This window comes from Novosphingobium sp. ES2-1, assembly GCF_015169775.1.
Lineage (GTDB): Bacteria > Pseudomonadota > Alphaproteobacteria > Sphingomonadales > Sphingomonadaceae > Novosphingobium > Novosphingobium subterraneum.
Genome location: NZ_CP063445.1, coordinates 2,692,495 through 2,712,328, shown reverse-complemented (window position 1 = coordinate 2,712,328; position 19,834 = coordinate 2,692,495). Strand labels below are relative to the sequence as shown.

Genomic DNA, 19,834 nt, shown 5'->3' with positions numbered 1-19,834 from the left:
AAATGACCGATCTTCAAGGCCAGCGCATTGTCTCGCAGCTCGATCCCGACGGCACCCTGACCGTCAGCCTTGAAGACTTTACCCTGCCTGCGCCCGAGGGGCGGCAGGTGGTTATCCGCGTGGAAGCGACGCCGATCAATCCCTCGGACCTCGGCCTGCTGTTCGGTCCGGCAGATATCGAAAAGGCGGAGTTCTCGCCCGGCAGGATTGTGGCGAAGATGCCCGATCCTGCCGTCCGCGCGATGGCCGCGCGCCACGGCGCAGCCATGCCTGTGGGCAACGAAGGTGCGGGGACGGTCGTCGCAGCCGGCGATGCTCCGGAAGCGCAATCACTGCTCGGCAAGCGCGTGACCTGCTTCCCCGGCGGCATGTATGCGACGCTGGCCGTGGCCGATGCGGCGATGTGCCTTGAACTTCCTGAGGGCGTGACGGCGGAGCAGGGCGCTTCGGCCTTCGTCAATCCGCTGACCGCCTTGAGCTTCACCGAAACGATGCGCCACCTTGGGCACAACGCTTTGGTGCATACGGCCGCAGCTTCGAACCTGGGGCAGATGCTGGTGAAGATCTGCCAGGCTGACGGCATTCCACTGGTCAACATCGTGCGCAACGATGCGCAGGTGGCGATCCTGAAAGGGATCGGTGCCGAGCATGTCGTCGACAGTTCGAAGGCAACGTTCCTTGACGACCTCGCTGCCGCGATCGGCGCGACCAAGGCGACGATGGCATTCGATGCAATCGGCGGTGGCAAGCTGGTCAGCCAGATTCTGACGGTGATGGAGCAGGTGGCCAATTCGGGTGCGGCTTACAGCCGTTATGGCTCGAACAGCCCCAAGCACGCTTTCATCTACGGCGCGCTCGATCTTTCGCCGACGGTGCTGACCCGCAACTTCGGATTTTCGTGGGATGTCTCCGGCTGGCTGCTGACGCCATGGATGGGCAAGCTGGGTGCCGAAGTCGTCGAAAAGATGCGCCGCCGCGTGATGGCAGAACTTACCACGACATTTGCGAGCAGCTACAAGGCGCGCGTCACGTTGGATCAGGCGCTTACGAAGGAGGCCGCGCTGGAATACAATGCGCGGCGCACTGGCGAGAAATACCTGATCACGCCGTGACGCGGTAAACGTCCGACTGCGTAAGCCTACATAACTGGTGCACCAGCAATCCTGAACACGTGTTGTCCTATCCGGCAGGGATGGACGGGACCGCGAGCAGTGGAAGGCTGGAAAGGTTGAAGCTCTGGCTGCTCGAGCGGCCAGGCTCGCTGCTGCATCTGTTGCACTATGATATTGAACCTGGTGAGGTCGAATGGTTCGCCCGGCGCAAGCTCGAATACATCAATTCCCTGAGCGGCAACCTGTTCGAGGCGCTGCGCATGGCGCTGATGCTGGCGATATGCGCGCCCGGCCTGACCTGGCATTTCTATGTCGGTGCCGTGCTGCTGCTGGCCCAGATGCGCGTCGGCCTGACCGAACTGCGCCGAAAGGAAAGCAGCGGGCAGTACAAGCCATCGGAGATGGTCGAGATATGGGCCAAGGGCATCTGGCTGAGGGCCATATTCCTTGCCGCGTTTACCGCCTGCTGCATCATCGCCGTGCCGAGCGAGCGGATCGGGGCGCTGATCATCTACGTTCTGGTGCTGGCCCAACTTGAACTTCTTTTGCAGTTCACGATCCCGGTGGCGGGGATCATTTCCCAGACGATCTCGCTGGGGCTGATGACCTTGGCGCTGCTGTTCCGGTCCGACTTGCGCGGGGAACTGATCGTGCCTGTCATGGGCCTGCAGCTGATCGCCCTGCACGTGATGCTGTTCAACCTGCACTACATGTTCGCTACGCGTATCCTGCGGACGCGCCGGCTGAAGGCAGCGGGCGAGACGATACAGGGCCTGCTCACTGCGTACGAGACCCATGCCAGCGACTGGATGCTTGAGACCGACGCCAGCGGGAATGTCGCGCTGCCGTCCGAACGATTGTGCACGGCCCTGGGGCGCGATCCGGCCGATCTGGAAGGCGTGAAGCTGGTCAACCTGCTTGTTGCAGGACCGGAGACCGAGGCATTGCGTGAGGCGGCACGTAAGCTGAAGCCGTTCCATGACATGGTAGTCCCGATCGTTATCGAGGGGGACCTGCATTGGTGGTCGGTTACGGGCAATCCGCTTTACGAGGAGCTTCGTCATAGCGGCTTCCGTTTGTTCGTTCGGGATGTGACTGATCGCTACACTGCCGAAAGCCAGGTGAGGTTCCTGGCGGACCATGACAGCCTGACCGCCCTGCCCAACCGGCATAACTTCCAGGCGAGGCTGGAGGCGGCGCTTGACGGCGCCGTTGCAAACAATCCTTTCGCCGTATTTTACGTCGATCTCGATCACTTCAAGGCGGTCAACGATACGCTCGGCCATCAGTTTGGCGACAGCGTGCTGGTCGAGGCGGCATGGCGGATCAAGTCGGCGCTGGGAGGACAAGGCTTCGTTGCCCGCTTGGGCGGGGACGAGTTCGCCTGCATCGTCGACGATTTCGATACCGTGGACGATCTGCGCGAGGTTGGCCGCGCGATAGTCGAGGCGATCAGCCAGCCAATGGAGATCGAACGCCGGACGGTGCGGATCGGAGCGAGCATCGGCATCGCGATTGCGCCCGAACACGGGGCTACATCCGAGACTCTGCTGCGCAGCGCGGACCTTGCGCTTTACGAGGCCAAGTCACGTGGCCGAGGGTCAGCTATCGTTTACGACCCGGCGATGGAGGAGCTGAAGCAGGAGCGCGGCCGGCTTGAGCTGGATTTGCGCAGCGCATTGGCCAATGGCGAGTTCGAGCTTCACTACCAGCCTTTGCATGAGCTCGCGAGCGACCGCATTGCCGGGTTCGAAGCACTGCTGCGCTGGCGGCACCCTGAACGGGGCTTGATCCCGCCAGACGTGTTCATACCCATTGCCGAGCACACCGGCCTCATCGTGGCCCTTGGCGAATGGGTTCTGCGCGAGGCGCTGGCAGAGGCGGCCACCTGGCCTTCGGACATGACCGTGGCGGTCAACGTTTCACCCGCACAGATGGCGGACTTCACTCTGCTCAAACAGGTGATCGCTGCACTTTCGGCGAGCGGCTTTGATCCGCACCGACTGGAGCTCGAGATTACCGAAACGATGCTGATGCAGGAGTGTGACGATCATCTGCAGCAACTGGAACGTCTGCACGCACTCGGCGTGCGCATCGCGCTCGATGACTTCGGGACGGGCTATTCATCGCTGAACTATTTGCGCAGTTTCCCGTTCGACAAGATCAAGATTGACCGCTGCTTCATCAGTGAACTCAACGCAGGCAGTGAAAGCAGTGCGATCATCGAGGCAGTGCTGGATCTGGCCAGCAAGCTGAACATGCAGACCATTGCCGAGGGCGTGGAATCCGAGGAGCAGCTTGCGAGCCTGCGGGCGCTGGGGTGCGAGCAGGTGCAAGGCTATCTGATCAGCAAGGCGATACCCGCGGAAGACCTGCCGATCAGCCGCCAGTTTGCTCGGCAAAAGCTTGAGGCCGCTGACGCGATGCCGAGGCTGCCGGAGCTGAAGCTTGAGGATTGCCGGGTGGATCAGGAGGCCCGGCGGGCCTGAGCCCGCCGCAGCCGTCACCCGCTTCAGCCGCGGTGGGCAACGCTTTCGGGGAGGTCCTTGCCGAAGACGCGCTGGTAATATTCGGCCACCAGCACGCGCTCGGTCTCGTCGCACTTGTTGAGGAACGAGAGGCGGAACGAAAAGCCGACATCGTTGAAGATCTGGCTGTTCTGCGCCCAGCTGATCACCGTGCGCGGGCTCATCACGGTCGAGATATCGCCGTTGATGAAGCCCTGACGGGTCAGGTTCGCAACGCGCACCATGTCGGCCACGACCTGCGGATTGAGATCGGGCACCTTCTTGCTGACGATCTCCACCTCGGTCGCATCGGGCAGATAGTTCAGCGCGACGACGAGGTTCCAGCGGTCCATCTGCCCCTGGTTGATCGCCTGAGTGCCGTGATAGAGGCCCGAAGTGTCGCCAAGGCCCACCGTGTTGGCCGTGGCAAACAGGCGGAAATGCTTGTTCGGGCGGATCACGCGGTTCTGGTCGAGCAGCGTGAGCTTGCCTTCGGTTTCGAGTACGCGCTGGATCACGAACATCACGTCCGGCCGGCCGGCGTCATACTCGTCGAAGACAAGCGCGGTGGGCGTCTGCAGCGCCCAAGGCAGCAGGCCTTCTCGAAATTCGGTGACCTGAAGGCCATCGCGCAGCACGATGGCATCGCGGCCGACGAGGTCGATGCGGCTGATGTGCGCATCGAGGTTGATGCGGATGCACGGCCAGTTGAGGCGGGCTGCAACCTGTTCGATGTGAGTCGACTTGCCGGTGCCGTGATAGCCCTGCACCATCACGCGGCGGTTGTAGGCAAAGCCCGCAAGGATCGCCAGCGTGGTGTCCGGATCGAACACGTAGGTTTCATCGCGATCGGGCACGCGCTCATCGGCGCGGCTGAACGCGGGGACCTTCATGTCGATGTCGATGCCGAAGGTCTCGCGGACATCGATTTCGGTGTCGGGCGCGGCGAGCAGCGTCGTCGCGTGGCTGTTCGGAAGTTCGCTCATCGCTGCCTCGCCTATACGGGCGGGGGCGGCGCTGCAATAAGGTTTCACGGAACCTGTCCGTTAGAATGGGAGAATTTCGATGAAGCTCTACGGCGCGATGCTTTCGCCGTTCGTGCGAAAGGTGGCGGTTGTCCTTACGGAAAAGGGCATTTCCTTCGAACTCGCTCGGGGCGGGCCGGGCAGCAGCGATCCTGAGTTCCTTGCCTGCAGCCCCTTGGGCAAGATCCCGGCGATCGACGACGACGGCTTTCAACTCGCCGATTCGACCGCGATCGCGGTGTATCTTGATGCACAATATCCCGAGCCGCGGCTGATCCCGGATGAAGCCAGGCTGCGGGGCAAGGCAGTGTTCTGGGACGAGTTCGCCGACACCGTGCTGGGCGCGTCCGGCCTGAAGATCCTGTTCAACCGTCTCGTCGGCCCGAAGCTGATCAAGACCGGTGGCGACGAGGCGATTGCCCTGCAAGGCGAGGCGGAACTGCCGCGCTGGCTGGATTGGCTGGAAACGGCTGTGCCTGATGAGGGCTGGCTGCTGGGCGAGAGCTTCAGCCTAGGCGACATTGCCGTCGCCTCGATGTTCCGCACGCTGGCCTATGTCGGCCACGGTGTCGACGCAGCCGCGCGGCCCAAGACGGCGGCGTGGTATGCCCGTGTCGCTGCGCGTCCGGCGTGGGCCGCCGTGGCGGCGCAGGAAGAGCCGATAGCGCAGCGCATCATGGCCATGTGACATCAAGGGGCCGGGAGGGCGTGCTGCGTCCTCCCGGAAACGCTTCATCGCTTTGCGCTTGCGACATACCAACTGGTTGGTATGTCTTCTTGGGTGATCCCGAATCGATCCTTTCGACCTCCGGCAGTGACCGCGAAGGACAAGCTGCTCGAAGCGGCGGTGAAGCTGATCCGATCGAACGGCTTTGCTGGCACCTCGGTCGATCAGCTTTGCGCCGAGGCCGGGGTGACGAAGGGTGCGTTCTTTCACCATTTCGCGTCCAAGGAAGCGCTTGGGGTGGCGGCAGCGGAGTACTGGTCGGCGAGCACTGGCGGGTTCTTCGCCGAGGCGCCCTTTCACGCTCTGCCCGACCCGGTCGATCGGGTGCTGGGCTACATCGATCTGCGGATCGCGTTGATTGGCGGGCCGCCCGAGGCCTTCTCGTGCGTGGCCGGGACCTTGGTGCAGGAGGCGTTTCGGTCGAGCGCGGCAATTCGCGTCGCGGCCGAAGCCAGCATCATGGCAAATGCAAGGGCGCTCGAGGCGGATCTTGACGCAGCGGTGGCACAGTGCGGCGTAACAGGCACGACAGGGGCCAGCCTTGCGCGGCATGTCCAGGCAGTGATCCAGGGCGCGTTCGTCCTGGCCAAGACGCAGCCGGAAGACGCTGCCGCGGAATTGGCGCGAGAGCAACTGGCGCACCTGAGACGCTACTTCGCGATGTTGTTCGGGAGGGATATCGGAGAGGAGTAAAGGCCCATGTCCTATGTAGACGGGTTCGTGCTGGCGGTACCGACCGCCAATCGGGAAAGATACGAGGCAGTCGCCCGCAAGTTCGACTCCATGCTGGTCGAGCACGGAGCCTTGCGGGTGGTCGAGGCGTGGGGAGATGACGTGCCCCACGGCAAGCGCACGGATTTCCACCGCGCCACCGAAGCCACGAACGACGAGACAATCGTGTTCAGCTGGGCGGAATGGCCTGACCGGCAAACCCGTGATGCGGCCCACGCCGCGATGGAGAAGCTCATGTCCGAAAGCGGCGAGCCGATGGACATGCCGTTCGACGGGGCGCGGATGATTACCGGTGGCTTCGCCACGCTGCTCGATTTGGGGCAGGGGGCATGAGCCGCCCCGTTCCGTTTTGCTGGTACGAGCTGATGACCGGCGATGCCGATGGCGCTGCGGAGTTCTATGGCGCTGTGGTGGGCTGGAGCTTCAGCACGCCCGATCCGCAATCGCCGATCGACTATCGCATGATCCTGCGCAGCGATGGCGGCGGCAATGGCGGGGTGCTGCAATTGAGCGAGGCCATGCGACAGGGCGGAGCGCATCCGGCGTGGCGTGGGTGCCCTATCTTGCCGTCGCCGATATCGACACAGCGCTATCGGCGATCGAGGCCGATGGCGGCCGTGCGCTGATGCCCCGGACCGATATTGACGAGGGCAGCTTTGCCATGGTCACCGACCCGCAAGGCGTGCCGTTCTACCTGATGCAGCCGCGCCCGCCCGCAAACCAACCGGGCGCCCAAAGCGACGCGTTCAAGGCCGATGGCGTGCAGCATGTGCGCTGGCACGATCTGGCCACGCCCGATCCCGCTGGCGCCAAGGCTTTCTACGGCCGGCATTTCGGCTTTGAGTTCAACAACGTGATGCCGATGGGTGAACTGGGCGAATACGCCTTCATCGACTTTGGCGCCCAGGCGCTGGGTGGCATCATGCCGCTTGTTGGCGGGCGCACGCCGGGCTGGCAGGTCTACTTCGGCGTTCCGTCTGCCCTGCAGGCCCGCGACGCCATTGTCCGGGCCGGCGGCACGATCCTGACCGAGCCGCATCAAGTGCCTGGCGGCGATTGGGTCGTCATCGCGCAGGACCCGCAGGGTGCGCAGTTTGGCGTGGTCGGTCCCAGGGGAGAATGAAGATGAGCAAGTTCACGTTCTACACGAACCCGATGTCGCGCGGCCAGATCGCACGCTGGGCGCTGCACGAAGTTGGCGCGACTTATGACACCGTGCTGGTCGACTGGCAGGCCAAGCCGGAGGGCTTCCTTGCTGCCAACCCGATGGGCAAGGTGCCGACGATCGTGCACCACGCCGACGAAGGCGATCACGTGGTCACCGAATGCGCCGCGATCTGCCTGTACCTGGCGGAGGTCTTCCCGGAGGCCGGTCTGGGGCCGCAGGATCACGAACGCGCGGCCTATCTGCGCTGGACATTCTTTGCGGCTGGGCCAGTGGAGCAGGCGGTCACGGCGCGCAGCCTCGGCTTCGATCCAAAGGACCCACGGCAGCAAGGCATGGCCGGCTTTGGCAGCTATGATCGCACGGTCGATTCGCTTGCGCGGCACCTGGCTCAGAACGCCTACGTCTGTGGCGACCGGTTCACGATGGCGGACGTCTATGTCGGCAGCCACGTGGATTGGGGCGTCGGCTTCAAGTCTCTGCCCGAGCGGCCGGAGTTCCTGGCCTATCTCGATCGGGTGCGAGCGCGGCCGGCCTATGGCGAGGCGAAGGCGATTGATAGCGCACTGATCGCCGAGATGCAGTCATGACCGTCCCTCCGCTCACCCTGTGCCTGTGGTACGATGGCGATGCCGAAGAGGCAGCAAACTTCTATGCCGCAACTTTCCCCGACAGCGAGATCAGGTCGATCAATCGCGCGCCGACCGACTTCCCCGGCGGCTCTGCCGGCACCGTGCTCATGGTCGAGTTCACTGTTCTCGGCACGCCCTGCATGGGCCTGAATGGCGGGCCGCAGTTCCCGCATAGCGAGGCGTTCTCGTTTCAGGTCGCCACCGATTCGCAGGAGGAGACCGACCGCTATTGGAAAGCCATCGTCGGCAATGGTGGTGCGGAAAGTGCCTGCGGCTGGTGCAAGGACAAGTGGGGCCTGAGCTGGCAGATTACCCCGCGGGTCCTGACCGAGGGAATGGCTCATCCCGACCCGGATGTTCGGGCGCGGGTCTTCTCCGCAATGATGACCATGCACAAGATCGATCATGCCGCGATCGAGGCCGCGGCGCGAGGAGATGCCTGATGCTCGCGCTCTACGGCCATCCCTTCTCGTCCTACACATGGAAGACGCTGATTGCGCTTTATGCCAATGGCACGCCGTTCACGTTCCACAGTCTCGATGGCGAGAATCCCGATCAGGCCGCCGCCCATGACCGGGTCCAGCAGGCCAGCCCGATGGGCAAGTTTCCGCTGCTGGTGGATGGATCGCGCGAGGTGTTCGAAGCGACTTCGATCATCGAGTATCTTGCGCTCCACCATCCCGGCCCCGCGCCGCTTCTGCCTTCCGACGCAGACGAGGCGGTCTGGACGCGCATGATCGACCGGGTGTTCGACAATTACGTGATGAACGCGATGCAGGACAGCGTCGACGATGCGATCCGGCACGGAACCGTCTCGGCCGAAGTGCAGGGGCGCGTCGAGGAGCGAGTGACGCGCGCCTATCGCTGGATCGATGCGTGGCTGGCGGGCTATGCGATGCCTGCGACCATCAGCCTGATCGAATGCGCCGCTGGGCCCTCGCTGTTTTATGCCGATTGGGTGGTACCCATCCCCGATGACTGCGCACGGCTCCGGGCCTGGCGCGCGCACCTTCTGGCATTGCCGCCGGTGGCGCGCTGCGTCGAGGACGCGCGTCGATTCCGGCATTACTTCCCCCTCGGCGCGCCCGATCGCGATTGAGCGACAAGGAGACAGACATGCACGAGCTTTCGATCAACCGCTATATCGCGGCCAGCCCGGTCAAAGTCTGGGACGTCCTGGCCAACCGGCAGGAGGAATGGTGGTGTCCCAAACCTTGGCGCATCACCATGGTCGCGCAGGAACGTCGGCCCGGTGGTCGGTCTGCGATGGTCATGCATGGCCCGGATGGTGAGGAGATGCCGCAGGAGGGGATTTTCCTTGCCTGGGAAGAAGGCCGGCGATTCATCACGACCGATGCGGTTACGTCTGACTTCGAACCCTCCGGACCTTTCATGATCGGAATCTGGGAAGTGGCGCCGGAAGGTGATGGCACGCGCTACACTGCCAGCGCCCGGCACTGGACCGAGGAGGCGATGCAGAGCCACGCCGAGATGGGGTTCGAAGCGGGTTGGAATGCCTGTGCCGACCAATTGCAGGCGCTTGCCGAGGCCGATTGACGTAAAGGCGGGGCAGGCGCAATCTCTGTGGATGGGAGAGAGAGCGCAGGCACCGGCGCAGCTTGCCGGGTTCGATCGCGAGGCTTGGGAAGCACTGCTGGGCAATGCCTTGCCGTTCGCCGTTGGCGCAGGTGAAGTGCTGTTTCGGCAAGGTGATCATGCCGATGCACTCTACCTTGTCGAAGCGGGCCTGCTGGAGATCGCCGCGCGCATTCCGGGTGACGACAATGCGGTGATCTCGGCAATACGGCCCGGCGAGGTCGTGGGTGAGTTTGCCCTGCTTGACGATGGCCCCCGCTCGGCCCGGGTCAGGGCAGTGGAGGACACCCGCGGGCTGGTGGTATCCGGTCGCCGCTTCCGGGCGCTGCTGGCCGATGGCTCGGGCTGGGCCATGCAGCTCGGACACGCCTTGCGCCGCCTCGTGGCCGCGCGCACCCGGAAGACGCTCGAACGGATCGTGGCCGAAGGCCATTTCGATCCGCACGCGCTGCGGCAGTTGCATTCCGGGCCGGGGCCCAGCCCGTCGCGCTCCGATGCGGCTGTGCTGGCGCATGGCCTTGCGCGTCTTAAAGGCATCGGGGATATCGTGCAGGCGGGGGCATTCCTGGAAGCGCGGCGGGGCGCTACGGTGGCTGCTCCAGGGGACAGACAGGACGGTCTCTTTCTCGTCCTGCGCGGGGCAGTGCGCGCAGCGGTGCCGCGGGGCGCGATGGCAGAGCAGGTCTTCGTGTTCGGGCCCGGCTGCTTCGTCGGCCTGACCGGTCACAGCGATGGCGGGCCGCAGCCTCTGCTGGTGACGGCGGCGGAACCGGCACAGCTTGTCCATCTTCCTGCCGTGACGCTTGCCGCGCTGGAAGCCGATGCGCCGCCGTGGCTGCCCGTGCTCCACGCAGCGTTCGGGCGACAACTGGTGCAGGACCAGCGCAAGGCCAACCGCCACCTCGGCCGCTCGTTGTCCCTGGCGCGTTTCAACCATGCCGGAGAACTGGGCTGATGTGCCGCATCCTGAGCTATCTCGGCACGCCGGTCCTGCTCGATGACCTGCTCTATGCGCCCGATTCCTCGCTGCTCAACCAGACAATCGGCGCGCAGATGCTGCAGATGCTTAACCTGGCGGGTTTCGGGATGGCCGCGTGGGACGAAGCAAGCCACGCGCCGAACGTGCCGTTTCGTTATCGTACGACGCAGGTTGCGCTGTTCGATCGCAATCTCAAGGCGCTTGCCGGCAAGCTGCGTTCATCCGCGCTGCTCGCGCACATTCGCGGCGTGCCCTATAACTCCACGGTCCAGATCAACGAGCAGAACTGCCATCCCTTCCGCTTCGATGGCGTGCCGCTGTCCATGGCGCACAACGGCGATCTGGCAGGTTTCCGGGACATGCGCTTCGATCTTGCTCCGCACATCCGGCCGGAGTTTGCCAAGCAGATCCAGGGCTCCACCGACAGCGAATGGATCTATGCGCTGGTCGTCTCGGCCCTGCCTGATCCGGGCGGGATCAACGAGCCTGACGCCATCCTCGCCGCGATCCGCCATGCCTTGAGCGTGCTGCGTGAGGCCAGGGCGCGGCATGGGATCACGCGGTCAAGTTCGACCAACCTGATGTTCTGCGATGGCACCAATCTTGCCGCCGTCCGCTTTACTTTCGACTTCGGACACTTCGACGCGGGCGCGCTGCAGGGCAGTTCGGAGTATCTCTCGATGTGGTACACGTGCGGACGGGACTATGGCCTTCACGAAGGCGAGTGGAAGCTGACCGGCGGAGCCATCGATGCCGACAGCGTGATCGTGGCTTCAGAGCCGCTCACCCGCGACTTCGCGACATGGATCGAAGTGCCGGAGTATTCGGCGCTGCTGGTGCGGCGCGATGGGGCAAGGCGGCGGGCGGAGATTCACGCTCTGGAAGTCTGATCGGCACCTGATAGGCTTGTGCTCAGCAGTGAAGGGGAAACGTCATGAGCCTGTTCGATTCGATCCTTGGCCAGGTGGCCGGCAATGTCGATGTGAAGAACCTTGCGGCAAAGGTCGGCATCGATCCCGACACAGCCGAGAACGCGATTGCGGCGCTGGCTGCGGGGCACCAGTCGAAGGGCGACACGATCGAGACGGCGGCGGCCAACTCCGGCCTCGACGCCTCGAAACTGCAGGAGATCGTAGGCCACATCGGCGGCGAGGGCGCACTGGCCAGTTTTGCTTCGGCGCTTGGCCAGAATCCCGATGCGTTGAGCAAGGTTTCCGCCTTCCTCGACAGGGACGGCGACGGCAATCCGCTCGACGATCTTGCCGGTATGGCCAAGGGCCTGTTCAGTCGCTAACGCATTCTGATTGGCGGCACCGGCCCGCTCCCCCGGCCCGACCACCCGACAGTGTATCCTATGGGTGGTCGGGCCGGAGGAGCGGGCCGGTGCCGTATTCAAGGAATCCTGCATGCTTGATGCTGCGCTGTCCCTGATGATGCTGGCCGCGATCGCCCTTGTCGGCGGGGCTGTGTTCCTGTTCCGCCGGGGCGAACGCAAGCGGCCTGCGCTGATGCTGACGCTCGCCGGGATCATGGTGGTGAACCTGATCATCTGGACCCTGCCCGACCGCAGCGGCGCCACGCTGAAGGGCGCGGCCGAGGCGGGGCCCACGCAATAATCAGCCCAAGTGTCAGCCCAGCTCGATGCACCCGCCATCGACGCTGAGGTCTACACCGTTGATGAAGCTGGCCTCGGTACTGGCTAGGAACAGCACTGCGCGCGCCACTTCTTCCGAGGTCCCCATGCGCCCCAGCGGCACGACCGACGAGAGCAATTCGCGCATGCCTTGAATCTCCTCAGGGCTTGCGTCGCGCTTGAAGATTTCGGTGTCGGTCGGGCCGGGGCTGACCATGTTTACGCGGATGCGCCGCGGCAGCAGTTCCTTGCCGACGATGCGCGCCATGGCCCGCAGGCCTGCCTTGGCTGCGGCATAGGCGACGTTGCCCGGCACAGCCGCGGTCGATCCGATGGAGCCGGTAATGACGATGGCCCCGCCGTTGCGCATCAGCGGCAGCGCCTTCTGGATCGCGAAGAACGCCCCGCGCAGGTTGACGGTGTGGATCTGATCCCAGAACTCCGGGGTGACATCAGGCACCATGGCGAAGCCGCCGACCCCTGCGTTGACGAACAGCACGTCGATCCCGCCCAGCGAGTCCCCGATCTCGCCCAACGCCGCCTGGGTCTGGGCAAGGTCACCGATGTCCGAGCGGATGCACAGCGCGCTGAGTTCCTCGGCCACAGCCCGCAAGGTCTCGGCATTGCGCCCGGTGATGGCAAGCCTGGCGCCCTCGGCAGCGAACATCCGCGCGGCGGCAAGGCCGATGCCGGCATTGCCGCCGAGGATCGCCACGCACTTGTTGTCGAAGCGCTTCATCTCAGAACATCGTGTTGGTGTTGGCCGACGCTTCCGGCACGGGCGAGAGCACGTCCCAGTGTTCCATCACCTTGCAGCCTTCGACACGGAAGATATCGACCACCGCGAAGCCGCGCTTGGCTGCGGCATCACCGTTCTCCATCCAGCCGTGACTGTGGACCGCCACCAGGTTGCCGTCGGCGATGATGCGATGGATCGTGGTGCGCTGGCCGGGGTTTTCGGCGACGAATTTTTCGAGGAAGCCGATCGCGGCTTCCCGGCCGGTGGCGGCATAGGGGTTGTGCTGGATGTAACCGGGATCGACCCAGCGCTCGAACGAGGAGCGGACCTTCTTCTGGATGTAGAACTCGTCCATGAAGTTGCTGACCACCTGCTTCGGGGTCAGCTTGCATTCCGCCGCCTGCGCGGCATTGGCGGTGAGGGCAAGGGCAATTGCTGCGGTTACGAGGCGCATCGTTCTTCTCCCTTCAAAACATGCTGTTGGGGTTGACCGGCTGGGCCGGCACGTCCTGAATCACGTCCCAGTGCTCGACGATCATGCCGTTCGCCACCCGGAAGATATCGACCACGGCAAGCCCCGAATCGCCCGGCCAGCGCACGACGTGGGTGTGCGTGATGACATGATCGCCATCGACGAAGCTGCGGTGGATGGTCTGCACGGCATCGGGCGATTCGGCCCGCACCCGGTCGAGAAAGCCCTTCAGCGCCTCAACCGTCGGTGCGGCCAACGAGGAATGCTGGACGTATTCCGCTGCGATGTAGCGGTCGACTGCGCTGCTATCCATCGCGATCAGGACCTTGTGGTACATCTCCAGCACGAGGTCGTGGTTGGCCTGTTCGGCCGCTGTCCGCGCCATGCGCCTCTCCCCTTTATTTATAACAATTGGTAGAGTATGCCTTGGCCAGAGAAGGCCGTCAAAGCCTCAATGCAATCTTGGGAGAATCGATGACCCGCGCCGAGCTCTATGCCGTTCTTGACCGGTTCCTTGCCGCGTTGAACACGCGCGATCCCCATGCGCTGGATTGGGCACGGGGTGCGCATCATAGCGAGAACAACGTCATGCTGGAGATCGGCGATGGCGTGTGGGGCACGATCGACCGGCTGGGCGACTACCAGTTGCGCTTTGCCGACGTGAGGACGGGCCAGGTCGGTTACTTCGGCACGGTGATCGAGCCTATCGAGGAATCGGCCTTCACCCTGCGCCTCGGCGTGAACGAAGCGGGCCAGATCGCCGAGTGCGAGATGCTGATCGTCCGCCAGTCCGACAGTGGCATCAAGTTCGAGAACTGCCGCTACTGGGACAAGCCGATCCTGCACCGCGAACCTGAAGAACCGGTGTCCCGAGAGGAGATGGTGCGCCTTTCGAACGGCTACTTCGATACCCTTCAGCGCAACGACGGAACGATCCACACGAAGTTCCACCCCGATTGCAATCGCGTGGAAAACGGGGTCCAGACCACGCGCAATCCCGACTTCGCAAAGATCGTGCCGGTCTCGGCGCTGGGCTGCGAAGAGCAGTTCCGCATGGGCAATTATCGCTACGACGATGACTTGCGCGCCCGTCGCTTCCCGCTGGTGGATGAAGAGCGCGGGCTGGTGCTGGCCTTCGGTTTCATCGATCATTCCGGCCGCCTGCGCGAGTTCCAGTTGACCGATGGGCGCACGGTGAAAAGTCCGGTGTTGCGCCCGCACAGCTTTTACATCTCCGAACTGTTCAAGATCGACCATGGCATGATCGAACAGATCGAAGCGAACTTCATAACCGTGCCCTACCGCATGCCCAGTCCGTGGGACGCGCTGTGATGCGCCAGGTCCTCGCCAGTCTCTTTCTTGGTCTCGCCGCCTGCTCGCTGGGCGGCGCGACGACGCTGACCGAGGGGGCAGGACGGGAGTGGACCAGTCCCGGCGGGGACTCCGGCAAGACTCGCCATTCGCGGCTCACTGCGATCAATGCGCAGAACGTTGGCCAGTTGGGCCTCGCGTGGTCTGCCGAACTGGACACCTTCAGGGGGCAGGAAGCCACCCCGGTAGTGGTCGATGGCGTACTCTATACGTCAGGCACTGCAGGCCGCGCCTATGCTTTCGATGCGGCCACCGGCAAGCCGCTCTGGCGGTTCGAGCCAGAAGTCGACATGCAGGTCAACCGCACGGTCTGCTGTGACATGGTCAACCGTGGTGTCGCCGTGGCGCGGGGCAAGGTGTTTGTCGCTTCGCTTGATGGCTGGATGTACGCGCTCGATGCCCGGACCGGCGCAGTTGCGTGGAAGAGCGACTTCATCGAGAATCGCGCCAAAGGCGACAATTCAACCGGCGCTCCGGAAGTGGCTGGCGATGTCGTGGTCATCGGCATGGGTGGCGCCGAATATGACGTGCGCGGCTATGTCACCGCGCTGGATCTCGATACCGGCAAGCTGCGTTGGCGCTGGCACGTGGTGCCGCGCGATCCCAAGCTCGGCCCGCAGGAAACACCGGAACTCGAAGCCGCATTGAAGACATGGGACCCGAACAGCCGCTGGGACATCGGCGGCGGCGGTTCGCCGTGGGATGCGATCAACTACGATCCCGAGACCGGGCTGGTCCTCGTCGGCACCGGCAACGGCGGGCCTTACGCCACGTCGAAGCGCTCGCCCTCGGGCGGGGACAACCTCTACCTCGCCAGTCTCGTCGCGCTCGATCCGAAGACGGGGCGAATGAAGTGGCACTATCAGGAAACGCCCGGAGACAACTGGGACTTCACCGCGACCCAGCCGATGATCTTCACGCGCATGGACATCGATGGCGAGAACCGCCCGGTCGTGCTCCACGCGCCAAAGAACGGCTATCTCTACATCCTCGACCGACGTGACGGAAAGCTGCTGCGCGCCAATCCGATCGTGCGCACCAACTGGGCCAAGGGGATCGACCCCAAATCCGGGCGGCCGATCCTGGATCCCGAAGCGGCGGACTACACCACCGGCCCCAAGATCGTCTTTCCCGCCACCACCGGCGCGCGCAACTGGCATCCGGCCAGCTACGATCCCGCTACCGGTCTATACATCGGCGCGGTGCTCGACATGGGCAACCTCATCTTCATGACGCCGGGGGCCAAGCCGCTGAAGGCGCGCGGGCTCAACAACGATGCCGCGCTGATCTTCACGCCCGATGTGAAAGAGGCGCTGGCGGGCTTTCCGCCCGAGTTCGGCGATGCCGTGCGCAAGCTTCCGGCCTTTCAGGAAGCGCTCAGGCAGCCTGCCACCGCGCAGATCCGCGCGATCGATCCGCTGACGGGCAAGACCGTCTGGTCTGCCGACACCGCAGGCTGGCAGGATCGCGGCGGCGTGCTGACCACAGCTACCGGCCTCACAATCTACGGTGGGGTCACCGGCAAGCTCTTCGTGCGGGAGACAAGGACGGGCAAGCTGCTCAAGGAAATTGACACCGGCACCCCGATCATGGCCGCGCCGATGACCTACGAGGTCGGCGGCGTGCAGTATGTCGCAGTCATGGCCGGGTGGGGTGGGGGCGGCTATCCCTTTGTTCCGCGCTATTCGGCCGCCTACACGCGCGGCAACATGAACCGGCTGCTGGTGTTCAGGCTGGGTGGCGGCAAGGTGCCGATGCCCGATCTGTTGCCACCGCTGGAAGTTGCGCCAGAAGCTCCGGCGCAGGCACCGGGCGTCACTGCGGCGACGATTGCCCGGGGGCAGGGGCTGTTCTTCGGCAACTGCGCCATCTGCCATGCCAACCAGCCGCGCTCGATCACGCCGGACCTGCGCCGGATGCAGCCGGGCACGCACGAGGCTTTCCGGCAGATCGTGCTGGAAGGACTGCTTACGCCGAACGGGATGCCGCGCTGGGACGACATCCTCTCGCCCGGTGATGCCGATGCGATCCACGCGTACCTGATCGATCTGCAAGCCAAGACCCGCGCCGACGAGCAAGCCAAGCAGAAGGCCGGCAAGCCGCTCGACGGGCCGAGCCTGACGATCCTTTCGAACTACTGAGGCACCTCATGGACTTCTCCACGCTCGACAACCCCCGCCTCGAATTTGCCTTCGCCTGCCGCCTGCGCTTCACCCGTGTGCAGATGGTGCCCGACCTGCCTTCTGGCGGCATGCGCAGCGCCGTTTATGTCGACGAGGGCGAGTTCGAGGGGCCGCTGCTCAAGGGCAGGGCAGTGCCGAACTCCGGCGGCGATTATGCCTTCTTCCGCCCGGACGACACCGCCGTGTTCGATGCGCGCTATGTGCTCGAAGTCGATGACGGCACGTTGATCTACATGCAGAACAAGGGCTTCCTGTGGGGCCGTGAGCCGGGGACGATGGACCGCCTCCGCGCCTGGGCCTTCGCCGGGGGCGAGCCCGTCCCGCATGCCGAATACTACCTGCGCGCGCAGCCCACCTTCGAGACAAGCAAGGGCAAGCACGATTGGCTGACGCGGCATGTGTTCATCGGCGTGGGCGAGCGCAAGCCGGACGGCAACTACGTCAAGTATTACGCGCTGACGTGAGGCTTGACGGCAAATCACAAGTGCTGCAAACAATAACAATTGTTAGAAAATAAGTGACGGGAGAGTCCACGCCTTGAAGCTGCACCTGCCCCCGCGCGTCAGTCCCAAGCAGTTCCAGGCGGCGATGACCGCCTTTGCCGGCGTGGTCGGCAAGGAATGGGTCATGGACTCCGACGCCGACCGCGACGCCTATGCCGATACCTATGCTCCCGGCAGCACCGAGGAGTGGCCCGCCTCGGCTGCCGTCGCGCCCGCCTCTGTCGATGAAGTGCGCGCCATCGTGCGGCTTGCCAACCAACACAAGACGCCGCTCTGGCCCGTCGCGCGCGGCAAGAACCTGGGTTATGGCACCGCCGCGCCGCGCCTGCCAGGCACGGTCGTGCTCGACCTTGGCCGCATGAACAAGGTGCTCGAACTCGACACCAAGCTGGCCTATTGTGTGGTCGAACCGGGCGTCGGCTTTTTCGATCTCTACGAGCATATCCAGCGCGAAAAGGCGCCGCTGTGGATGTCGGTGCCGGGCAATGCCTGGGGCTCGGTTTTGGGCAACGCGCTCGAACATGGCATCGGCTACACGCCCTATGGCCTGCATGCCCGCAACCTTTGCGGGATCGAGGCAGTGCTGCCCGATGGCGACCTTGTCCGCACCGGGATGGGCGCGATGAGCAACAACCCGGCCTGGCACCTCTTCCCGATGAGCTACGGGCCGACCTTCGACCTCGCCTTCACGCAGTCTAACCTCGGCGTGGTGACCAAGGCCGGCATCTGGCTGCAGCCCGCGCCCGAAAGCTCGCTCGAGATCGTGTGGGACATCCCCAAGGTCGAGGACATCGGCTGGGTGGTCGATACCATTGCGCCGCTCAAGATCTCGGGCCTGATCGACCAGAATGTGTTCATTCCTTCGTGGCTGGGCAAGATGGTTCTCAAGGGCCAGCGTCAGGACTTCTGGGACAAGCCCTCGGCCATCCCCGAATGGCGTGTGGAGGAACTGCTGAAGGAGCACAAGCTGGGCTACTGGCAAGTCGCGCTGCGCCTGTATGGCGAGGAAAGCGTGGTCAAGGCCAAGGCCGAAGTGGTCAAGGCGGCGATGAAGCGCAACCTGGCCGTCGCTCCGGAAGAGCACTGGTGGCATCCTGGCGACTATATCCACGGCGTCGACACCACGATGGGCATTCCGTCGGCCGTGCCGTTGCAGATGTCCGACTGGATCGGCGGACGCGGGGCGCACATGGGCTTCTCGCCCGTTGTCCCGGCAACCGGCAAGCATGTGCTCGATCAGATGGCGCGCAGCCGCAAGATCATCGCTGATTTCGACGTCGACTTCTACGCCAGCTTCACCATCGGTGGGCGCTTTGCCAACAACGTCAACATGCTGATGTACGACCGCGACAACGCGGCTGAAGTCGTCAAGATGCGCAAGCTGTTCGATGCGCTGATCACCGAGACGGCAAAGGCGGGCTACGCCGAATACCGCACCCACCTCGGCTGGATGGACCCGGTCATGGAAACCTTCGATTTCAACAACCACGCGCTGCGCCGCTTCGGCGAGAAGGTGAAGAACGCGCTCGACCCCAACGGCATCATCGCGCCGGGCAAGCAGGGCATCTGGCCTGCCGCCTATTCCGATGCCCGTGGCAGGAGCAACGCGGGAGGTCACGGGGCATGAACCGCGCATCGCTCGTTTTCGTCGGCGCACTGGGCCTTGCCGCGACCGCCGTCTTTGCCGCACCTCCGGGGCCGCCGCCCGGCCCCCGCCGCCGTATCAGATGCGACCGGTTGCGCCGACCGGCGACAGGCTCAAGCCCGGTAGGGATGGCAAGGTGCTGTTCGAAGTGCACTGCGGTTATTGCCACCTGACCGGCGGCATGGGCACCAACCTGCTCACCAAGCAGCAGGTCATGGCTGGGAACTCGCCCGACAAGGGCCTGCTCGCCAATCGCACCGATCTGACTGCCGATTACGTCAAGACCGTGGTCCGCATGGGCAAGGGTGCCATGCCGCAGCAGACCAAGGTCGACCTTACCGATGCCGAGCTTGATGCCGTGGCGAAATACCTCGGGAAGGCAGGCTGATGCGCGTCTCACGCCGCTCGATGCTAAAGGGCAGTGCGCTGGCCGGAGCGGTCGCCGCAACGCCTGCGGTGGCAGCCATGGCGAGCCCCGTGCCGCTGGTGGTGTTCGACAGCCGCATTCCCGAATCCGCAGCCTTTGCTGCAGCGAAGGACACGCAGCGGGCGATCGACCTTGCTCTGGGTGCGGCTGATGCTGCGCGTGCGATCAAATTCCCACAAGTCGTGACAGGGCTCACACGCTGGAGCGACTGGACTGCGCTAAGAGGGGTCATGGAGGCGCAGGGTCTGCGACTCTCGGATGAGATTCGTGCTGCCGCTCCCCTCTCCGGTCGCACGCATCTTTTCCTCTGGACGATGACTGCGCGCTAGACAGTCCCGGCGCAAAGCCAGAAGTCTGCAAAAGGGGTGCGTTCCTGTCGGGACGTG

25 protein-coding genes are annotated in these 19,834 nt (G+C 64.1%); 21 read left to right on the top strand and 4 right to left on the bottom strand.

Going from position 1 to position 19,834, the window contains the following annotated elements; genetic code table 11:
- Positions 1-2 precede the first annotated feature (2 nt).
- Entirely contained in the window at positions 3-1,112 is a 1,110-nt protein-coding gene (locus IM701_RS13200; protein ID WP_193827187.1) for a zinc-binding dehydrogenase, read from the top strand.
- A 116-nt stretch (positions 1,113-1,228) separates the two neighbouring features.
- The gene (locus IM701_RS13195) at positions 1,229-3,601 is read left to right on the top strand and encodes a bifunctional diguanylate cyclase/phosphodiesterase (protein ID WP_193827186.1); all 2,373 of its coding nucleotides are present in this window, start codon (positions 1,229-1,231) and stop codon (positions 3,599-3,601) included.
- 23 nt (positions 3,602-3,624) lie between these two features.
- On the opposite strand, the gene IM701_RS13190 is transcribed toward IM701_RS13195, so the two are convergent.
- Positions 3,625-4,605, bottom strand: a complete 981-nt coding sequence (locus IM701_RS13190; protein WP_039331597.1) for an AAA family ATPase — start codon at positions 4,603-4,605, stop codon at positions 3,625-3,627.
- 79 nt (positions 4,606-4,684) lie between these two features.
- Between IM701_RS13190 and IM701_RS13185 the strand changes: the two genes are divergently transcribed.
- The 13 genes from IM701_RS13185 to IM701_RS13130 all read left to right on the top strand — a co-directional run bounded on the left by IM701_RS13185 (position 4,685) and on the right by IM701_RS13130 (position 12,091).
- Positions 4,685-5,332, top strand: coding sequence for a glutathione S-transferase family protein (locus tag IM701_RS13185; RefSeq protein WP_193827185.1), 648 nt, complete (start codon positions 4,685-4,687; stop codon positions 5,330-5,332).
- Between the two features lie 126 nt (positions 5,333-5,458).
- Entirely contained in the window at positions 5,459-6,064 is a 606-nt protein-coding gene (locus tag IM701_RS13180) for a TetR/AcrR family transcriptional regulator (RefSeq protein WP_230487702.1), read from the top strand.
- A 6-nt stretch (positions 6,065-6,070) separates the two neighbouring features.
- On the top strand, positions 6,071-6,436 hold the full coding sequence (locus IM701_RS13175; RefSeq protein ID WP_193827183.1) for a DUF1428 domain-containing protein: 366 nt from the start codon (positions 6,071-6,073) through the stop codon (positions 6,434-6,436).
- Positions 6,433-6,729, top strand: coding sequence for a hypothetical protein (locus IM701_RS21920; protein WP_230487701.1), 297 nt, complete (start codon positions 6,433-6,435; stop codon positions 6,727-6,729). The genes IM701_RS13175 and IM701_RS21920 overlap by 4 nt, the downstream gene beginning before the upstream one ends.
- Entirely contained in the window at positions 6,648-7,226 is a 579-nt protein-coding gene (locus tag IM701_RS13170; RefSeq protein ID WP_230487700.1) for a VOC family protein, read from the top strand. Before IM701_RS21920 ends, IM701_RS13170 begins: the two co-directional genes overlap by 82 nt.
- Before the next feature lie 2 nt (positions 7,227-7,228).
- Positions 7,229-7,858 carry a glutathione S-transferase family protein gene (locus IM701_RS13165; protein WP_193827182.1) on the top strand — a complete coding sequence of 210 codons (630 nt, stop codon included), beginning with the start codon at positions 7,229-7,231 and terminating at the stop codon, positions 7,856-7,858.
- Positions 7,855-8,343 (top strand): VOC family protein, encoded by a 489-nt coding sequence (locus IM701_RS13160; RefSeq protein WP_193827181.1) that lies wholly within the window; start codon positions 7,855-7,857, stop codon positions 8,341-8,343. Before IM701_RS13165 ends, IM701_RS13160 begins: the two co-directional genes overlap by 4 nt.
- Positions 8,343-8,999, top strand: coding sequence for a glutathione S-transferase family protein (locus IM701_RS13155; protein WP_370584322.1), 657 nt, complete (start codon positions 8,343-8,345; stop codon positions 8,997-8,999). Before IM701_RS13160 ends, IM701_RS13155 begins: the two co-directional genes overlap by 1 nt.
- Before the next feature lie 17 nt (positions 9,000-9,016).
- Entirely contained in the window at positions 9,017-9,457 is a 441-nt protein-coding gene (locus tag IM701_RS13150; protein WP_062346603.1) for an SRPBCC family protein, read from the top strand.
- A 31-nt stretch (positions 9,458-9,488) separates the two neighbouring features.
- On the top strand, positions 9,489-10,451 hold the full coding sequence (locus tag IM701_RS13145) for a cyclic nucleotide-binding domain-containing protein (RefSeq protein ID WP_193827180.1): 963 nt from the start codon (positions 9,489-9,491) through the stop codon (positions 10,449-10,451).
- The gene (locus IM701_RS13140) at positions 10,451-11,365 is read left to right on the top strand and encodes a class II glutamine amidotransferase (protein ID WP_193827179.1); all 915 of its coding nucleotides are present in this window, start codon (positions 10,451-10,453) and stop codon (positions 11,363-11,365) included. Before IM701_RS13145 ends, IM701_RS13140 begins: the two co-directional genes overlap by 1 nt.
- Positions 11,366-11,409: 44 nt before the next feature.
- Positions 11,410-11,769: a hypothetical protein gene (locus IM701_RS13135; RefSeq protein WP_039331613.1), complete on the top strand. Its 360-nt coding sequence runs from the start codon at positions 11,410-11,412 to the stop codon at positions 11,767-11,769.
- Positions 11,770-11,881: 112 nt separating this feature from the next.
- Positions 11,882-12,091 carry a hypothetical protein gene (locus IM701_RS13130; protein ID WP_039331616.1) on the top strand — a complete coding sequence of 70 codons (210 nt, stop codon included), beginning with the start codon at positions 11,882-11,884 and terminating at the stop codon, positions 12,089-12,091.
- A gap of 12 nt (positions 12,092-12,103) precedes the next feature.
- On the opposite strand, the gene IM701_RS13125 is transcribed toward IM701_RS13130, so the two are convergent.
- Genes IM701_RS13125 through IM701_RS13115 form a run of 3 tightly spaced genes read right to left on the bottom strand, consistent with a single transcriptional unit; the run spans position 12,104 to position 13,704 of the window.
- Positions 12,104-12,847, bottom strand: a complete 744-nt coding sequence (locus IM701_RS13125; protein WP_193827178.1) for an SDR family oxidoreductase — start codon at positions 12,845-12,847, stop codon at positions 12,104-12,106.
- Position 12,848: 1 nt separating this feature from the next.
- Positions 12,849-13,301: a nuclear transport factor 2 family protein gene (locus IM701_RS13120; protein WP_039331618.1), complete on the bottom strand. Its 453-nt coding sequence runs from the start codon at positions 13,299-13,301 to the stop codon at positions 12,849-12,851.
- A 13-nt stretch (positions 13,302-13,314) separates the two neighbouring features.
- A complete protein-coding gene (locus IM701_RS13115; protein WP_193827177.1) occupies positions 13,315-13,704 on the bottom strand; it encodes a nuclear transport factor 2 family protein in 390 nt (129 codons plus the stop codon).
- Between the two features lie 89 nt (positions 13,705-13,793).
- On the opposite strand from IM701_RS13115, the gene IM701_RS13110 reads away from it, so the two are divergent.
- The 6 genes from IM701_RS13110 to IM701_RS13085 all read left to right on the top strand — a co-directional run bounded on the left by IM701_RS13110 (position 13,794) and on the right by IM701_RS13085 (position 19,777).
- Positions 13,794-14,651, top strand: a complete 858-nt coding sequence (locus IM701_RS13110; protein ID WP_193827176.1) for a hypothetical protein — start codon at positions 13,794-13,796, stop codon at positions 14,649-14,651.
- Positions 14,651-16,831 (top strand): PQQ-dependent dehydrogenase, methanol/ethanol family, encoded by a 2,181-nt coding sequence (locus IM701_RS13105; RefSeq protein ID WP_193827175.1) that lies wholly within the window; start codon positions 14,651-14,653, stop codon positions 16,829-16,831. Before IM701_RS13110 ends, IM701_RS13105 begins: the two co-directional genes overlap by 1 nt.
- Positions 16,832-16,839: 8 nt before the next feature.
- Positions 16,840-17,337, top strand: coding sequence for a DUF3237 domain-containing protein (locus IM701_RS13100; protein ID WP_193827174.1), 498 nt, complete (start codon positions 16,840-16,842; stop codon positions 17,335-17,337).
- Positions 17,338-17,410: 73 nt separating this feature from the next.
- Complete coding sequence (locus IM701_RS13095; RefSeq protein ID WP_193827173.1) at positions 17,411-19,003, top strand: FAD-binding oxidoreductase; 1,593 nt, start codon at positions 17,411-17,413, stop codon at positions 19,001-19,003.
- A gap of 100 nt (positions 19,004-19,103) precedes the next feature.
- Entirely contained in the window at positions 19,104-19,409 is a 306-nt protein-coding gene (locus IM701_RS13090) for a cytochrome c (RefSeq protein ID WP_193827172.1), read from the top strand.
- Complete coding sequence (locus tag IM701_RS13085; protein WP_039331624.1) at positions 19,409-19,777, top strand: twin-arginine translocation signal domain-containing protein; 369 nt, start codon at positions 19,409-19,411, stop codon at positions 19,775-19,777. Before IM701_RS13090 ends, IM701_RS13085 begins: the two co-directional genes overlap by 1 nt.
- Positions 19,778-19,834 lie beyond the last annotated feature (57 nt).